General features: G+C 60.6%; 16 protein-coding genes. 10 read left to right on the top strand and 6 right to left on the bottom strand.

The genetic code is table 11. The annotated features are described in order from the left end of the window. Positions 1-6 precede the first annotated feature (6 nt). From LOY68_RS17990 to metC, 3 genes are read left to right on the top strand one after another with little or no spacing between them, the layout of a single operon-like run. The gene (locus LOY68_RS17990; protein WP_054614483.1) at positions 7-603 is read left to right on the top strand and encodes a hypothetical protein; all 597 of its coding nucleotides are present in this window, start codon (positions 7-9) and stop codon (positions 601-603) included. Next, positions 600-1,256, top strand: a complete 657-nt coding sequence (locus tag LOY68_RS17985) for a glutathione S-transferase N-terminal domain-containing protein (protein WP_265038854.1) — start codon at positions 600-602, stop codon at positions 1,254-1,256. Before LOY68_RS17990 ends, LOY68_RS17985 begins: the two co-directional genes overlap by 4 nt. A 24-nt stretch (positions 1,257-1,280) precedes the next feature. After that, on the top strand, positions 1,281-4,004 hold the full coding sequence (gene metC / locus LOY68_RS17980) for a cystathionine beta-lyase (protein ID WP_265038853.1): 2,724 nt from the start codon (positions 1,281-1,283) through the stop codon (positions 4,002-4,004). A 43-nt stretch (positions 4,005-4,047) separates the two neighbouring features. Here metC and LOY68_RS17975 read toward each other — a convergent pair whose 3' ends face one another. Further along, a complete protein-coding gene (locus LOY68_RS17975) occupies positions 4,048-4,257 on the bottom strand; it encodes a hypothetical protein (protein WP_163914573.1) in 210 nt (69 codons plus the stop codon). A gap of 286 nt (positions 4,258-4,543) precedes the next feature. Here LOY68_RS17975 and LOY68_RS17970 point away from each other — a divergent pair, with 286 nt between their 5' ends. From LOY68_RS17970 to LOY68_RS17955, 4 genes are all read left to right on the top strand, one after another. Continuing rightward, a complete protein-coding gene (locus LOY68_RS17970) occupies positions 4,544-4,996 on the top strand; it encodes a hypothetical protein (RefSeq protein ID WP_163914575.1) in 453 nt (150 codons plus the stop codon). Positions 4,997-5,124: 128 nt separating this feature from the next. After that, on the top strand, positions 5,125-5,547 hold the full coding sequence (locus tag LOY68_RS17965; protein WP_265038851.1) for a hypothetical protein: 423 nt from the start codon (positions 5,125-5,127) through the stop codon (positions 5,545-5,547). Positions 5,548-5,684: 137 nt separating this feature from the next. Further along, positions 5,685-6,671 (top strand): acyltransferase family protein, encoded by a 987-nt coding sequence (locus LOY68_RS17960; RefSeq protein ID WP_265038849.1) that lies wholly within the window; start codon positions 5,685-5,687, stop codon positions 6,669-6,671. Between the two features lie 104 nt (positions 6,672-6,775). Next, on the top strand, positions 6,776-7,669 hold the full coding sequence (locus LOY68_RS17955) for a LysR family transcriptional regulator (protein ID WP_265038848.1): 894 nt from the start codon (positions 6,776-6,778) through the stop codon (positions 7,667-7,669). A 97-nt stretch (positions 7,670-7,766) separates the two neighbouring features. Here the strand turns inward: LOY68_RS17955 and LOY68_RS17950 are convergent, their stop codons facing one another. After that, entirely contained in the window at positions 7,767-7,964 is a 198-nt protein-coding gene (locus LOY68_RS17950) for a hypothetical protein (RefSeq protein ID WP_163914587.1), read from the bottom strand. A gap of 276 nt (positions 7,965-8,240) precedes the next feature. Here LOY68_RS17950 and LOY68_RS17945 point away from each other — a divergent pair, with 276 nt between their 5' ends. After that, positions 8,241-8,426 carry a hypothetical protein gene (locus tag LOY68_RS17945; protein WP_054050801.1) on the top strand — a complete coding sequence of 62 codons (186 nt, stop codon included), beginning with the start codon at positions 8,241-8,243 and terminating at the stop codon, positions 8,424-8,426. A gap of 196 nt (positions 8,427-8,622) precedes the next feature. Then, complete coding sequence (locus LOY68_RS17940; protein ID WP_265038845.1) at positions 8,623-8,970, top strand: hypothetical protein; 348 nt, start codon at positions 8,623-8,625, stop codon at positions 8,968-8,970. A gap of 1 nt (position 8,971) precedes the next feature. On the opposite strand, the gene LOY68_RS17935 is transcribed toward LOY68_RS17940, so the two are convergent. Beyond that, on the bottom strand, positions 8,972-9,691 hold the full coding sequence (locus LOY68_RS17935; protein WP_265038843.1) for a glutathione S-transferase: 720 nt from the start codon (positions 9,689-9,691) through the stop codon (positions 8,972-8,974). Between the two features lie 150 nt (positions 9,692-9,841). On the opposite strand from LOY68_RS17935, the gene LOY68_RS17930 reads away from it, so the two are divergent. Continuing rightward, on the top strand, positions 9,842-10,405 hold the full coding sequence (locus LOY68_RS17930; protein WP_265038841.1) for a TetR/AcrR family transcriptional regulator: 564 nt from the start codon (positions 9,842-9,844) through the stop codon (positions 10,403-10,405). A gap of 14 nt (positions 10,406-10,419) precedes the next feature. On the opposite strand, the gene LOY68_RS17925 is transcribed toward LOY68_RS17930, so the two are convergent. The 3 genes from LOY68_RS17925 to LOY68_RS17915 form a co-directional block, all read right to left on the bottom strand. Beyond that, positions 10,420-11,223 (bottom strand): hypothetical protein, encoded by an 804-nt coding sequence (locus LOY68_RS17925; RefSeq protein ID WP_265045805.1) that lies wholly within the window; start codon positions 11,221-11,223, stop codon positions 10,420-10,422. Positions 11,224-11,380: 157 nt separating this feature from the next. Then, entirely contained in the window at positions 11,381-13,924 is a 2,544-nt protein-coding gene (locus tag LOY68_RS17920) for a bacteriophage N4 adsorption protein A (protein WP_265038839.1), read from the bottom strand. Continuing rightward, positions 13,921-16,035, bottom strand: a complete 2,115-nt coding sequence (locus LOY68_RS17915) for a glycosyl transferase family protein (RefSeq protein ID WP_265038837.1) — start codon at positions 16,033-16,035, stop codon at positions 13,921-13,923. Before LOY68_RS17915 ends, LOY68_RS17920 begins: the two co-directional genes overlap by 4 nt. Positions 16,036-16,044: the final 9 nt, after the last annotated feature.

The following is a 16,044-nucleotide window of genomic DNA, read 5'->3' as shown; positions in this document are numbered from 1 at the left end:
TAATTCATGAGTACTGATAACCGTGCCGTCGTCATCGAGGATTTCCTCAAGAAAATCCGTGTGATCAATCAACGTGGCGTCGACCGCGCCGCACTGGTGGAAATTGTTGCCTTGCTCGAAACCTTGGCCGAGCGCCGGGATCTGTTCAACTTCGACGCGTTCCCGGCGCCCGTGCCGGGGCAGGGCAGTACTGCGTTCCGCTACCGCCTCAACGACGATGGCGACACGCCGACGCTGTACCTGAACTCGTTGTTGCCGGGCAAAAGCACAATCGCGCACAACCACGAAACGTGGGCGATCATCAGCGCTGTCGAAGGCCAGGAAATCAACTACGTCTACGGGCGCAGTGATGAAGGTCGCGAGCCGGGGTTCACCACCCTGCACCTGGAAAAAGAAGTGATCGTGCAACCCGGCACGTCGATCTCGTTCCTGGGCGAAGACCTGCACGGGATTCGCGTCGAAGGCGAGCAGGCGACCCTGCATTTCCACCTCTACGGCTTGCCGCTGGAATCCCTCAACGGTCGCTACGGCGTCGAAGCCGACGGGCGGATTCTCAACTACAACGCCTCGCAAATGGCGCCGTCGATCAAGGCCTACGCATGATCGATTTGTACTACTGGCCGACCGGCAACGGCTTGAAGATCGGCATCCTGCTCGAAGAGCTCGGGCTGGAATACCGTGTTGTGCCGGTCAACATCCGTACCGGCGAACAGAAGCAACCGGCGTTCCAGCGCATCAGTGCCAACGGGCGGATTCCGGCGATTGTCGATCATGCGCCCGAGGCGCTGGACGCACCGCTGAGCCTGTTCGAGTCGGGTGCGATCCTCAATTACCTGGCCGACAAGGCCGGGCGTTTTCTGCCGCCAAGCGGGACGGCCGAGCGGCAAAAGGTTCAGGAATGGCTGTTCTGGCAGGTCGGGCATGTGACGCCGTACCTGAGCCAGTTGCAGCTGTTCAAGGAGAAGGCGCCGGAACCGATCCCATTCGCCCTCGACCTGCTGAATGCCGAGGCGACGCGCCTGTATCGGGTGCTGGAAACACGCCTGTCGGAAGTGCCATCTGTGGCGGGCGAGTACTCCATCGCCGACATGGCGATCTTCCCGTGGATTCAGCCGCTGCGCCAGGGCCAGGATTTGGCGGACTACCCGCACATCCACGCCTGGCGCGAACGCCTCAAGGCGCGGCCAGCGATCCAGCGCGCCTATGCCAAGGGTCGCGACATCGCCGCCAACGAGCGCTCCCTCGCGCTTCAATAATTTCTATTTTCAAGCGGGACTTCCATGAGCCAGACCGTAACCCCAGGGCAACTGCAACAGTGGCTGTTCGACGGGCAGGAAATTGCCCTGTTCGACGTGCGTGAGCATGGCCAATATGGCGAAGCCCATCTGTTTTTCGGCGTGAATTTGCCCTATAGCCGACTGGAGCTGGAGGCCCGGCGCCTGGCGCCGAATCCTCAGGTACGGCTGGTGATTTACGATCAGGACGGTGGCGACGTTGCGGCACGTGCCGCCCTGCGTTTAGAGGCGCTGGGCTATGGCCGCGTGCATATTCTGGAGGGTGGTGCCGAGGGTTGGCAGGCCGCCGGTTTCCAGCTATTTGCCGGTGTGCATGTGCCGTCCAAGGCGTTTGGCGAGTTGGTGGAGGAGGCGAGCCATACGCCGCATGTCACCGCCACGCAGTTGGCCGAATGGCAGGCGCGGGGCGAGCCATTGGTGGTGCTCGACGGTCGGCCGTTCGATGAATACCGCAAGATGACCATTCCCGGTTCGGTGTGCTGCCCGAATGGCGAGCTGGGCTATCGCGTGCATGATTTGGTGCCTGACGAGAGCACGCCAATCGTGGTCAATTGCGCCGGTCGGACCCGCAGCATCATCGGCGCGCAGACGCTGATCAACCTGGGCGTGAAGAATCCGGTTTATGCCTTGGAAAACGGCACGCAAGGTTGGTACCTGGAAGATTTTCAGCTGGAGCATGGCAGCACTCGGCGTTACGCCGATGAGGTGTCATCCGCTGCCTTACCGGGTCAACGCTTGGCCGCTGCGCAATTGGCGGACAAGGCCGGGGTGAAAACCGTCGGGGCCGCGCAGGTTGAGCAGTGGGCCAAGGAGAACGGGCGCAGCCTGTTCCTGTGCGACGTGCGCACCGCCGAAGAATTCGCCGCCGGCACGCTGCCGGGCGCGCAACACACGCCGGGCGGGCAGTTGATTCAATCCACCGACTTGTACGTTGGTGTGCGCAAGGCGCGGTTGGTGTTGATCGACAGCGATGGCGTGCGCGCACCGATTGTCGCCAGTTGGCTGCGGCAGTTAGGGCATGAGGCGTATGTGCTTGAGGGCGGTGTGGGCAGTGCTCTTGTGCTGCCGGCGCTTGAAGCCGTTGCGCCTGAAGCGTTGCCAACTATCACGACGCAAGCGCTGGCCGATGCGTTGAAGGATGACGCAGTCGCGTTGATCGATCTGCGCCCGAGCATGGTGTATCGCAAAGGTCATATCGCCGGGGCGCGTTGGTCGATCCGTTCGTTGCTGGCGGCCGAGGTGGCCGGTGAGCAACGGCCGTTGGTGTTGCTGGCCGACGATCCACGGTTGGCGGCGTTCGCGGCGCTGGAATTGCCTGAACATCAGCGCCAGCAAACCCGGTTCGCCGGGAATGTGGCGGGTCTTGAGCTGCAAGATACGCCCAACACGCCGCCCGATGCGCAATGCATCGATTTCCTGTTTTTCACCCACGACCGCCACTCCGGCAACAAGGACGCGGCGCGCCAGTACCTGGCCTGGGAAATCGGTTTGCTGGCGCAGATGAGCGAACAGGAAATCGCCAGCCTCAAGCCGCTGCGTGAGCAAACGCCTCGGGTGCGCACCCAACTGGTTCACTCCGCACGCACTGAAAAGGGCAATGGCGGTCGTGCCGTCAACGTCCCGGTCACACGCTTGAGCACGGTGCTGTTCGACAACCTCGCACAAATGCGCGATGCGCGTTCCCGTCGCGACCACGAGCGCGTTCTGAGCTACGGCGCACGCGGCAATCCGACGGCGTTCGCCCTCGAAGACCTGGTCACCGAGCTTGAGGGCGGCTATCGCACGCGCTTGTTCGGTACCGGCCTGGCAGCGGTGGCGCAGACGTTCCTCGCCTATCTACGGCCGGGCGATCATGTGCTGATCACCGATGCGGTGTACTCGCCGGTGCGCCGCTTGGCCCTGGAGTTTCTTCAGCCGTTTGGCATTGACGTCAGCTACTTCGCCCCCGACGGCAGCGATCTGTCCGCGAAGCTGCAAGCCAACACCAAAATGGTCTACACCGAAGTGCCCGGTTCGCTGCTGTACGAGCTCTGCGACCTGCCGGCCATCGCCGCCCTGTGCAAACCGCGCGGCATCTTGCTGGCGGTGGACAACACCTGGGGCTCGGGCTACCTGTATCGGCCGCTGACGTTGGGCGCGGACATCTCGATCATGGCGCTGACCAAATACCTGTGTGGCCACAGCGATGTGGTCATGGGCAGCGTCTGCACCCGGGAAGAGGTGTGGCAACCCTTGGCGGCGATGGGCGACACCTTCGGCAACGCGGTCAGTCCCGACGACGCTTATCTGGTGCTGCGCGGCGCCCGCACCCTGGCCACACGCCTCGAGGTGCATGAACGCCAGGCCCTGGAAATCGCCCACTGGCTCCAGGCTCAGCCTCAAGTGAAGCAAGTGTTCCATCCGGCGTTGCCCGATCACCTTGGCCACGCCCTGTGGCAGCGTGACTTCAAGGGCAGTAACGGCTTGCTCTCGTTCGAGCTGCGCGACGCGGACGAGGCTTATCTCGAGCGCTTCATCGATGCGCTGCAACTGTTCGGGCTGGGCGCCTCCTGGGGCGGCTACGAAAGCCTGGTCACCGTCGCCGAACTCAAGGAACGCGAGAGCGCCGAGAATCGCGCACTCAATCCGGTGTTGCGATTACACATCGGGCTGGAAGATGTCGAGGCGTTGATCGAGGATCTGCAACGGGGATTCGCTGCGGCAACGTGAGGCTTTGAATCCTCCCTGGCAGCGAATCGACGGTGAGCGGTCGTTACCAGAACTTGTCGCGCTTGACCGGACCGGCATTGCGCCGTTCCGGGCCGGCGAGGTTGCCGGTGTCCACCAGCCGGCGTTCTACCAGCACATTCTGCAATGCCTGGCGGGCCACCGGGTCCAGCTGATCTTCACGCTCCTTGAGCTCCAGCAGGATCGGGCTGGACCAGGTGCGATAGGTTTGCTCGGCGATACGAACGGGGGTCATCTATCTCTCCTTGATTAAGCGCCCGCGATGAAGCGGGAGCTGTTCGATGAGGTAGAAACGTTAGTTGAGGAAAGGCCTTGTTGCCAGTCGACTACCCAGGTGGCTCATGGTGGTAGAGTCTCGCGGTCAATCCTGACCGCAACCACGTTTGAATAATTGACACCGCCGAATTGAAATCGCACCGGACTCACCCTGTCATCCAGTGTGTCGAATTGCCATCATTCAGATACACTCCGCTCCGGCCGAATATCGGCCAGGCCAATGACGGCGATATGGAGTGGGTGTGATGGGTTTTCGGAAAGTGTGTGCCGGGATGGCAATGGGTTTTGTGATTGCAGTCTCGGGATGCGCGAGCATTGTTAGCGACAGTAAGCCCAAGGTTCACTTGTACAGTACGCCAACCAAGGCTAACTACGTGATCAGGGACAGTAAGGGTGGGGTGGTCAGTAAGGGCATGACGCCTGGCGCGGCGATTCTGGAAACAGGTCGGGGTTACTTCAAAAGCGAAAGTTATACCGTGACCTTCCAGAAAGAAGGGTATGCACAGACGACTGTGCCGTTGAAATCTTCGGTCAGTGGATGGTATTGGGGCAACCTGTTGTTCGGCGGTTTGATCGGTATGCTGATTGTTGATCCTTTGACCGGTGCCATGTACACGCTTCCGGAAGACGCAACGGGTAACCTGCCTGAGGTTCCTGAAGCCCAGGTTTCGGCTACTCCCGTGCAAAATCTCCAGTAACAGGTATCGACACACAGTACTCAGGCGAGCCGGTCCGTGGTGGGCTCGCTATCAAACCATGACGCAGGTGGCCGAGGGGTTTTCACTCGCTGAGAAGCGGACATATTGAACAAGGAGTCGAGCGCGTCATGAAAGTATTACCGATAGCTGTTTCAGCGCTAGTGCTGGCCGGGTGCTCAACCGATCTGATTCCGACGAGACTGGCAACTGAAGCGCCCCCGTCTCAACGGATCGAATTCCAACATAAGCCACAGGGCGAATACGCGATCCTGCAGGTTGTGCGCGATACGGGTCATACGGGAAGCTTTTGCTCGATGGGCATTTACATCAACGGACAAAAATCTGCGTTGCTGGACCCAGGGCAAAAGGTTTCTTTCTATCTACCGCCAGGCGCGCTGATCATCGTTGCCGGGTACTCCGGATCGGGGATGTGCGGGATGGGCGCTGCGCGTATCGAGCGAGATGCTTCCATCGTGCGTAATGCCACCAAAACCTATCGGGTGAGTACCAGCGGTGATGGAGTCATTGATGTCTCTCCCACGCTGCAATGAGGTTGCTACCCACTCGTCAGTAGCCATTGGCGAGCCTCACGCATGAGTTGTCAGGGATATAGGAATAGGGCTGTTCCCGAAGCGAAAAGCCACGTACCTTACCGCGCAAAATAATCAGACATTCAGGGATGATGTGCGTGGGGGCTTATCGACTGCTGCTGGCGATGCTGGTGGCGATTTCTCATATGGGCGTGGCGTTTGCGGGTTTCAATCCTGGCGTCATTGCGGTGGTTTCCTTCCTGCTCATCAGCGGCTTTGTGATGACCTCGTTGATCGAGAGGAACTACAACGCGCCGGAGCAATTTCAACGGTTTTACGCTGATCGGGTCTTGCGGCTTTATCCGCAGTTTCTGCTTTACTTCGTCAGCTCCTGCGCCGTGATCCATTTCCTGTTGCCCGGAACGCCCCAAGCGGCGGCGCTGACCGTCAACAACATCGTCACCAGCCTGCCGATTGTGCCGATGGGTTTTTACATGTTCGGCATTACCATTCCCGAGATCCTGCCGGCGGCCTGGTCGCTGGGGCTCGAAATGTGTTTCTACTTGCTGATTCCGTTCCTGATCGTCTACAAGGTCCGGGGCATCGCGTATGCGCTGTCCGTGGCGGTGTTCATGGTCGCAGCGCTGGGTTACATCAACACCGATGTCTACGGTTACCGACTACTGCCCGGCGTGCTGTTCATCTTCCTTTGCGGCAGCTACCTGTACCGCATGCGGGCCAGGGCAGGGATGATCGTTGCCGGCACCGCCATCGTCGCGGCCCTGATGTTCCTGGCGATTGTCACGGGACTCATTCCCCGGCGGCCCTTCAACGCGGAGGTCACTGCCGGTATTGCCTTGGGCGTTCCGGCTGTCTTTGTGCTGAGCAAGCTGAAGTACCATCGGGTGGATGAGTTGTTGGGGAACATCAGCTATGGCGTGTTCCTCAACCACTTTGTGGTGATGTATGTACTGCGAGCCTTTTGGCCCGTGGCTTACGATGCCCGGATGATCACGGCGGTCCTGCTGCTTTCATTCGTGTTCAGCGGCATTTCGTATTACTTCGTCGAACGACCCGCCCTGAAGCTTCGTCATGCGCTAAGGGCTGGGGGCAGATTTGGCGTGGGTCAAGGAACACTCGCCTAGCGACCTTTTCTACGAACGTCATGCTCGATTTGGCGAAGCCAGGCATTGCGCAGTGATTTGATAATTGCGTAGGGTTCGACATTACTTTTCGGGAATGGCGAAAGATGACGCTGGATAACCTTGCGCTGTTTTTGATGATCGTCGAGAAGGGTGGCCTGTCTGCCGCCGGCCGCGAGTTGGGACTGTCGCCGGCGTCGGTGTCCGAGCGTCTGGCAGTGCTGGAAAGTTACTACGGCGCGAGCCTGCTGACCCGTACCACCCGTTCGCTCAGCCTGACCGATGAGGGTCGCCTGTTGGCTGACGGTGCCCGCCGCCTGTTGGCCGAGGCCGATGAACTGGAGACCAGCATCCGTCTGGGCACGCAAAAAATCTCCGGGCTGATTCGCCTCAGTGCCCCGGTCGATCTCGGACAATCGCGGATTGTGCCGATCATTGACCGGTTTCTGGCGGAGCATCCCTCCGTGACCATCGACCTCAATCTCACCGATGGATTCGTCGACCTGGTCAGCCAGGGGATCGACTTCGCCGTGCGTTACGGGACCCTCTCCGACAGCACGTTGCGCGCCAAACCGATTGGCGAGAACCGCCGCGTCATCTGCGCCGCACCGCAATACCTTGAACGCAACGGTACGCCCCGACACCCGGACGACCTGGCCGGCCATGACTGCATCGTCATGCGCTTTGGCAGCAACATTAATCGGGTCTGGACGTTCCGGGTGGCGGACGAGGCTTATCGCGTGGTGGTCCGGGGTCGCCGAGTGGCGAATGACGGCGGACTGGTCCGGCAGTGGTGCCTGGACGGCCATGGCCTCTGCAACAAGTCCATCTGGGATGTGCAAGCCGACCTCGCCGCAGGCAGGCTGGTGGAAGTGCTGCCTGATTATTCGGCCGGTCAAACCGCGCTGCAGATTGTGTATCCGCCGGTGAGTGTCCTGCCGCGACGTGTTCGGGCGTTGATCGACACAATCGCTTCGGAGCTGGCGTTAGGTGATGGTTGATTTCGGAGTGACTGCGTTGACGCAAACCTTCAGGCCACATCGCCGGAGTGAAGCAAGAGGCATCGAGTGATGCCTCTTTTCATGTGCGGTACCGGGGTCAGGCGCAGGCCTGGCCGAGGTGATTGTCCACTGCGCCAACGATGAGGTGCACCGGGATGTGCTGTTGCGTCTCAACGGAGGTGACTTCGAAACTGCCTACGATTTGAAGGTGTCGCTCGCTCAGCCCGGTCGACTCTTCTTCCTTTGCCTTAGCCATTCTCGCGTGGTTCATTGCGATTTCATTGAGAGTTGACACGTTACTTCTCCGGGGGACTGACCAAGGTATTGATTGGGTGGCTGCCGCGTCAGAATTACGTCGTTCCGGGGCCGCTAAGACCGGCATTTGCAAAGCCCAAGCCAAGATTTGGTCGCTTGCCTGTGCAGGTTTTTGCAGGCGACGAACGGCTTGTCGCGCGGGTTTTTCAAGGCGCACCGACCGTCAGACGGCTTGAATTATTGGTGCGGGCCGGACTCCATGATTCGAGAGGCAATGGTTTCTCGATGGCGGTGTACTCCGCACTGAGGTTAGGCAATGACATCATTTGAAGACTTCAGGACCCAATCGCAGGCGCTTCTGACAGAGCTGGATGCCGCCACGATGGGAATGATGACGTTGGTAACAGCTAAATGTGTTTCCGGGCCGGAATGGGACGCGGCCACGCAACGGCATCACGATGCCTATGAACGCTGGAATGCTTTCCTGAATATCCCTGGCTAGGACCCGTAGCGCGGGCTGCGGGCTGTTTGCGGGCCACTCACGAAGACCGGCAGAATCTGTTGATCGAAAGAGCCAAAATGCTCGCCGACAAGATGATGCAAAACAGACAGTGAAAAGAGCCCAGCCACCGCGCTGGGCTTTTCATGACTGGCCAAAGGGAAACGGTTTAGTATTCCTTTCCCGCCCCTCGAGGAACATGGAAGTGAGAAACACCTACACAGCAGGGATTTACCTTTTACTCACGGTTTTGACGGCTCCCTGTGCTTATTCAAGCGCTGAAGACACGTCCGCCGAGAACGCCTCGTTGCTCTGCAAAATCCTCGACGGCAACGACGCCCTGACCCAGGCTTCCGAGTTCTCCGCCGAGCATCGCTCGGTCTACATCTCCGTAGACGCCTCTCCAGAAGAAGCCAAAAAGCTTTGCCCGGTGATCAGCGCCATTGTCGTGGATAACGAGATGGAGTTTGCCCAGGGCTGGACGGTGCAGATCAGCTCTCCGGGCAATGACTATAAAGTGGCGGCTGTCTGCCCGTTGTCACTTTAGATCAGCCCTTATTGGCAGCGTTTTTGACACCCTGGCCGCGTTCGACCATGGCGCGCCATTCCTGAACACTTGATCGCTCGAGCATTCTGGTATGCCAGGCACGCAGTGCTTCACACTCATCAGGAGTCGGCAGTTTCACCAGCGAGGCGAAAATCATGCCGCCGAGTACCGCGATGTCGGCCATCGAAAATTCGTTGCCCGCCACAAACGGCCGGTTCGCTAGGACGCCATTGAAATAGTGCATCCCGCGCACGGCCTTATCGCGCATCCGCTCACCCCATTCACGGTTCTGGTAAAGCTCGACGTCCGGCCCAAGACCGGGCGTGGCGTGATGGAAGTAGGTGCTGACTGCATCCAGGAATTCGATTTCCGCACGCTTGGTCATCATGTGGATGATGCCTTTTTCAGCGGGGGTTCTGCCGGTGAGCAGCGGGTTGCCATCCAGCACGTCAAGGTATTGGGTGATGGCGGTGCACTCGGCAATCAGCGTGCCGTCGTCGAGTTCCAGTACGGGCAGTGTCCCGGAGTAGTTGATCGCTAGAAACGCCGGCTTCTTGTGCTCGCCGGTCCATAGATTGATCGGTACGAATTCGATCCGCGACAGCAAGCCTTTCTCTGCCAGCGCAATACGCACACGCGCCGGGTAGGGGCCATCGAACCAGTCGTAGATTTTCATCATTGGGAAGCTGGACACGTCGGGATGTGGCTGTTGGAACGTCATGGTTGATTCACCTGCCTGTCAGTTGGTAGGTAAACATTGAGCGCTTGATTTGATCATGTCAACCCCCTGCCTACCAATTGGCAGGTAACGGGCTGTGCGAGTAGAATCGGGCCGTTATGACCCTGTGATTCAAAACCGAGGAGTGAACACGTGAGCGAAAATGCTCGGGAAGCCATATTGGAAGCGGCCAAAGGCGCTGCGCAAATCCACGGCTACAGTGGAATCAATTTCCGCAGCATTGCCGATGAGGTAGGGATCAAGAACGCCAGCATTTACTACCATTTCCCGAGTAAGGCCGACCTCGGCGCCGCCGTCGCCAAACGCTACTGGGAAGAAACCGTCAGGGTGCTGGAGGCCATACGCGCTGCCAATCCCGATCCGGCGCGCTGCCTGCAGGTCTATCCGAGCATCTTCCGAAGCTCACTTGAAGACGGAAACAGGCTGTGTCTGTCCAGCTTCATGGCGGCCGAATACCAGGACCTGCCCGAAGAGGTGAAGGGTGAAGTGCTGGCGTTTGCAGACATCAACGTGGCGTGGCTGACGACCGTACTTGCTGATCTCGGCCTGGGAAGCGATGACCTGTGCGAGCGGCGTGCACGCGCCATTTATACCGCCGTCGCCGGCGCTCAACTGATTGCCCGGACTCGCGTCGATATCGGGTTATTCGACGAGTTGATTCAGAGCTATCAAGAGGCGGGTCTTCTTCCGACCTGACCCGGCTGAATGTGTCAGTTCGAAGGGGCTCCAGGCGCTGACACCATTTGCTCCACCAATCCAGGCGTCATGTAGTGCGGTCCGTCGAACAGGTACAGCGGATAACCGTTATAAGCCGCTAATTGCGCTTTCAGTTCAGCGGCGGTCGCGGAGCGGAAGCCACCGCCGAAATTGGGGCGGAAGGCTTCGGCGATGATTCGCACACGGTCCTTACCCAGGCGCTGGCGCAAGGCGTCGGCGTAAGTTCTGGCGACCGGCGCAGTGCGCGCATACACGCCGACGCCGTCCTGGAAGAACACGCCGATGTCATTTGGCAGCCACTGTTTGAGCCATTCGGCGGTGGCGACGGGACCGATGTTGGCGCCGTCGTAGACGCTGATCCACAACGGTCGCGGCAGCTTGGCCAGCAGCGCCGGCAGTTCTTTGGCGCGGGTCCAGCTCGGGTCGACTTCGGCGGGGAAATACCAGCCGGTGACGTGCAGCGGCGTAGGCAATTTGGCGATGCGTTCCGAGACCGCCGCCAGTTGCTCGATGTTGTCCCGGGAACGGTTCTCGCTGAAATAACCCGCCAGCCCGAGGATCACGTCCTGCGCCCACGGCGCCTTGGCGATGCGCTTCCAATCGGGCAGCACCGGTACGGCAGGCAGGCCCGTGCCGGGAACGAAGGCCTGATCGTCGACGACGGTCCATTGCACCAGCAGCTCACGCGCGCCCAGTTTTTCCCAATGCCCGTTGATCCCGACCGTCTTGTTGTCCGGCTGCCAGACGATGCCGACAATCCCTGGGGTCAGGGCCTTGTTGTGGGTCACGTAGAGCATCCCCGTCCCGGCGCTGAGGGTGACGGCGAACAGCAAAGCCGCCGCCGTCGCGCGACTGACGGCATAACCGAAGACGTTCACGTCAGAGCCTTCTGGATGCGTTGATGCGCTGCGCCACAACGCTGCCAACCATCAATTCGAACCTTCATGCAAATCCTCAATAGGAGTAAGTCAGGCGCGCGAACACGCCTTCGGCACGCTCATCGCCCAGCACTTTCACGCGGTATTGCAGGGAAAAATCCACGTAGGAACGTGGCGCGTTATAGGCATCCTCGCGGAACCAGTAGCGAACGTTATTGCCGATCCCGATCCCGCCGGCCTTGCCCGAGGACGAGTCTGAGCGGCCATCGCTATCGGTGCCGCTGTTCATCTTCGAGTCATAGTCGAACGCGGCCACCACATGCGGGAAGCTGACCCAGCGCGAACCGGCGCCGCCGATGGCGTAGCTGCGACCGACCTGCCATTCGCTGTTGAAGTAGTTGCGCGAATCGTTGACGTAATGCCCGGCTTCGGCGAACAGCTGCGAGGTCCACCAACTGGAGGCATCCACGCGCAAATCGGTGCCGATGCTGGAACCGTAGCCCAGACGCAGCAGCCAGTCACCGTCGACGTCCGACGAACCCAGCGGGAAGGTGCGCTCGACGGCGGCCATCACGTTCACCGCAGTGAACGGTTTGACCCTTACACCCACGGCGCCTTGCAGCGCATCGAAACCGGTGTCCGAATCGCCGTTCTTGCTCCACAGCGTATCGGTGACGCGTCCATAGAGTTCGACAAAGCGTGCGTTGCGATAACCCAAGGGGCGCCAGGACAGTTCGGTGCTGTTTTGCAGGCTGTCGTTGCTGTTGCTGCCGCCGCTCGGGGCTGAGCTCAAGCCACTGCTCGAACTGTTGCCGCGATAACTGGTGGTGCTGGTCAAACCGATGGTGCGCGACACATCGGCCACGGCGCGGCGGGTGTCGAACAGCTGTTGCGGCGACATGTCGAGTTCGCCGCTGTTTTTCGCATCGATGACGCGCTTGAAGTAGCTGACAGCTTGCGCGTCGTCGTTGACCTGCATCGCGTTGTAAGCCGCATCCTGAGTGGCGGCTGGTGTCAGTTGGTTCCCAGCATCGGCCTTGCGGAACGAGGCGTAGGCGTCGTCATCGTTGCCGACCTGAACCGACAGATAAGCCTTTTGCAGGTCAGTCATCGACTCCAGTTCGCCGGTGTCCTGTGCTTGCTGCAACCGTTCGCGAGCGGTTCGGCGCTGGCCGATGGCGGCATACAGATTCGCCTCCTCGTAAGCGGGCAGGCTGCCGAGGGCCAAGGCTTGGGTGAAGTCCTTACGGGCACCGGTATCGTCGCCGGTTTGCTGGCGCAGGCGACCGCGTTGGCTCAGCAACTGGGCGTCATCGCCATTGGCCGTGAGACCGCTACTGGCCGCTGCAATCGCTTCGGGCAGGCGTTTCTGGTCGGTCAAGGTGCTGACCAGCAATCGGCAATAGGCCGGATTGTGCGGTGCCCGTTGGACGGCCTGGTTCGCCAAAAAAGACGCCTTCGCCGGGTCCTTGCGAGCCAGGGCAGCGTAGGCCTGGGTTGCCAGATCGGTACCGCCGTCGCGCTGGTTGCCGGGCCAGATATCGCAGACCAGGCCGAAGGCGCTTTCCTGACAGTTCAGGGCCGGGGCAGGGAAGCGCGCAGCCGTGTTCATGCCTTTGTTTTTCTGGCGCAACGCGATTCCGGCAGCAAGACGTCGACGGGCCACTTCGCCGCCTTCATCGGCTGCCAAAGGTTGCAGATGATCGAGCGCCTGCTGCGGTTCGCCATGGGCGAGCGCAGTGTCGGCGGCGAAGAAACGAATGTTGCGGGTTTGCGCTTGCGTCAGGCCCTTGATGGCCAGGGCGTGATTCAGGTCTGCCTGTGCCGCCTGGGTTTTGCCCTGGCGATCGAGGGCGTAGCTGCGCAGAATCCACTGTGCGATGTCCTGATCATCCTGTGCCAATGCGGCTGATGCGGCTTGCTCGGCGCCAGGGTAATCCTTGGCGGCGAGCAGGGCGCTGATCAGCAATTGTTGATTGGCGCCGATTTGCGGCGCCCAGTCCACGGCTTTCCTGGCTTGCTCGGTGGCCAGCGGCACATTGCCCGATTCCAGCGCGCGATAACCCTGAACCGCCAACGGTGCGGCCAATTGACGACGAATCCCTTCGCGGCGCATCAGCAGCGTATCGTTGCCGGGGAACACGGCCAGTGCCTGATTAGTGGCTTGATCCGCCGCCTGCAACTGCGGCTGACGCTGCAAGGCGTCGATCAGCAGCAAGCGATAATCCAGGCGTTTGGGCGCCTGGGCGATGGCTTTGCGTGCCGACACGGCGGCGCTGCGGAAGTCATCGCGGTCATAGGCCTTGAAGGCCTGGGCAGCCGCGCCGAAACCTGGCGCCTGAGGCGATGGCGAGTAACGTTTCGGATGGTCGCGCAACTCCTTGTCGCGCTGCGCCAATGCAATCAGCGTATTCAGGCGGGTGATGTCGGCGCGCTGACGCAATGCTTCGCGGGCCTTGGCGATGGCCAGGTCGTAGTCTTTGCGTTCGTAGGCGCTGTACGCCTCGTTGGCCGTCACGTAGGCCGGACCGGTCAACGGCAGCGGCAGGGTTTCGGCCAGCGTCAGCGCGGGCAGCAGGCCCAGCCCCGTGGCCAGAAGGGTCAGCAAGGGGCGATTCATGCAGGAAGCTCCGCAGGGTAGTGGCTGTGCTGACGTGCCACGGCCTGTTCAATGGTGGCGCGGGGCAACACGCCGCTGTCGACCAGATAGTCGCCGATGCGTCCGTGAATCTGAGGGCGATAACGCAGCATGGCGCGGCTGAACACCTCGCGATCCAGCAGGCCCATTTCGATCAACAGATCACCCAGCAACGGCGCGCGGGCGTCCGGCACGGATTGGCCATCACGCACGTTCAGTTGGCGCAGTTGCGCGACGATTTCGCTTTCCCGGGCAATCAATTGCACCGGTTCGCTACCCAGTTCATCGCTGACCTGTTGCAGACCTTCGTCCGGCAACGGGCTGGCCACCGCGACTTGCGCGCGGCCGTCGGCATTCAGGCCCAGCGGCACCACGCGCCAGCGCAGGGCGAATTCATCGTCCAGCGTCTGATTCGAATCCCGCGCCTTGGTGGCCACGTCGAAGACTCGCGGCAGGTCGTTCTGGAACGCGATGGCTTCCGCCAGTGTTTCGTCGTCCAGCCAGCCGTTGCTGAGCAAAATCCGCCCCAACGGCATGTGCCGGGTTTTCTGTTCGGCGAGGGCGCTTTGCAGGTCGGTCTCGTTGATCGCCTGCCAGGACAGCAACACGCTGCCGAGCTTGCGCGGTGCGGCGGCGACCAGGTCGGTGGACGGGAAGTCGTGCATGGTCTTGTCCCACACCAGTTTGCGGTTCATCACCTTGCCGACGATGAACATGCGCCAGGCCCGTGACGCGGCCATGAAGTTGACGAAGTTGCCCACCACCATGCGCGGGATCGACAGCAAACCATGCTGCCAGCCGTAGAGCACGGTGGTGAAATAACAGCGGTGAGCGATGCGCCAGGCCAGCGCGGCACCGTTGGCCAGCAGCAGGTACTTGATGAAGCCGTTGGTTTCGAACGGCGTCGGGAAACTCACGTCCCACAGGCCGCTGTGGCGCAGGATGATCAAGCCCAGCAACTGCGCCAGAATCACGTAGGCGATGATGCTGACGAACGCCGTGACCACGCCTTTGCGGTCACGGAACAGCAAATAACGATTGGCCAGCGAACCGTTCCAGCCCATTTGCTCCCAGCCTTGCAAGCCGATGCCCAGCGTCCAGCGGGCTTTCTGGCGGAACGCGGTGCGGAAGGTGTCGGGAAAGAATTCGCGCACGCACAACGGCATCCGCAAGGTCGATTCGTAAGGCTTGCGAAACCAGGATTTGCGCAACACCCGAAACTGCACCGGGAAGCGCACAAAGATCGCGTTCATGCCGACCTTGGCCAAACGCGCACCGACGTCGTAGTCCTCGGTGAGGCTGTCGGTGTTGAACGGCTGGTTCTGGGTTTCCCCGGCCAGCACGCGCAACGCACGATGGGAAAAGCACGTGCCGACTCCGGCCGACGGCACGGTATCGGTCATGCTTTCGCGCACCACCAGGTCCTTGCCATGCCATTCGGCGAACTCGTCCATGTAAGTGCCGGCGACCCACTCGTACCAGTTGCGCTCCAGCGAAACCACGGGCAACTGGATCATGTCCTTGCGCGGCAGCAAGTAGTTGAACAGGCGCAATTCCAGCGGGTGCAGCACGTCTTCGCTGTCGTGCAACACCACGCCGGCGAAGGTCATGCCGTGGGTTTGTTCGTGCAGGAAAATCGCCTGGATCACCCAGTTCAGGCAGTCGGCCTTGCAGGTCGGCCCGGCATGCGGGACTTCCACGCGGTGCAACTGCTTGTAGCGCCGGCGCATGCGCTCCACTTCATCGATGGTGCGCTGGTCGTTGATGTAGGTGCCGACGAAAACCACATAGTTCTGGTAATCCAGGGTCGACACCATGTTCTCGATCATCGGCGCGATGACGTCGTATTCCAGCCAGGCCGGGACCATGATCGCCAAGGGCTGTTCGTCCCGGGCCATCAATTGCTCGGCGGTCAGCGGCCGGTATTTGCGGCCCACGGTGAACTTGCGAAACAGGCGGCGAGACCAGTACCACAGGTCAATGAACAGATCGTCCAGGCTGGAGATCAGGATCAGCACGGCGACCACGATGGTCGCGATCTCCAGGAAGCTGTAGTAGTGGGCCAGCCAGTAGGGCCAATAAAGCGACGTCATCGAAGGGTT

It is taken from the genome of Pseudomonas sp. B21-053 (assembly GCF_026016365.1).
Lineage (GTDB): Bacteria > Pseudomonadota > Gammaproteobacteria > Pseudomonadales > Pseudomonadaceae > Aquipseudomonas > Aquipseudomonas nunensis.
The sequence above is the reverse complement of the archived record's forward strand: the minus strand, read 5'-3'. Positions and strand labels throughout refer to the sequence as shown.

Excerpts from the sequence above, each read along its gene's own strand:
- LOY68_RS17990 (WP_054614483.1), top strand. The coding sequence starts at position 7 with ATGAGTACTGATAACCGTGCCGTCGTCATCGAGGATTTCCTCAAGAAA.
- LOY68_RS17985 (WP_265038854.1), top strand. The coding sequence starts at position 600 with ATGATCGATTTGTACTACTGGCCGACCGGCAACGGCTTGAAGATCGGC.
- metC (WP_265038853.1), top strand. The coding sequence starts at position 1,281 with ATGAGCCAGACCGTAACCCCAGGGCAACTGCAACAGTGGCTGTTCGAC.
- LOY68_RS17975 (WP_163914573.1), bottom strand. The coding sequence starts at position 4,257 with ATGACCCCCGTTCGTATCGCCGAGCAAACCTATCGCACCTGGTCCAGC.
- LOY68_RS17970 (WP_163914575.1), top strand. The coding sequence starts at position 4,544 with ATGGGTTTTCGGAAAGTGTGTGCCGGGATGGCAATGGGTTTTGTGATT.
- LOY68_RS17965 (WP_265038851.1), top strand. The coding sequence starts at position 5,125 with ATGAAAGTATTACCGATAGCTGTTTCAGCGCTAGTGCTGGCCGGGTGC.
- LOY68_RS17955 (WP_265038848.1), top strand. The coding sequence starts at position 6,776 with ATGACGCTGGATAACCTTGCGCTGTTTTTGATGATCGTCGAGAAGGGT.
- LOY68_RS17945 (WP_054050801.1), top strand. The coding sequence starts at position 8,241 with ATGACATCATTTGAAGACTTCAGGACCCAATCGCAGGCGCTTCTGACA.
- LOY68_RS17940 (WP_265038845.1), top strand. The coding sequence starts at position 8,623 with ATGGAAGTGAGAAACACCTACACAGCAGGGATTTACCTTTTACTCACG.
- LOY68_RS17935 (WP_265038843.1), bottom strand. The coding sequence starts at position 9,691 with ATGACGTTCCAACAGCCACATCCCGACGTGTCCAGCTTCCCAATGATG.
- LOY68_RS17925 (WP_265045805.1), bottom strand. The coding sequence starts at position 11,223 with ATGCTCTACGTGACCCACAACAAGGCCCTGACCCCAGGGATTGTCGGC.
- LOY68_RS17920 (WP_265038839.1), bottom strand. The coding sequence starts at position 13,924 with ATGAATCGCCCCTTGCTGACCCTTCTGGCCACGGGGCTGGGCCTGCTG.
- LOY68_RS17915 (WP_265038837.1), bottom strand. The coding sequence starts at position 16,035 with ATGACGTCGCTTTATTGGCCCTACTGGCTGGCCCACTACTACAGCTTC.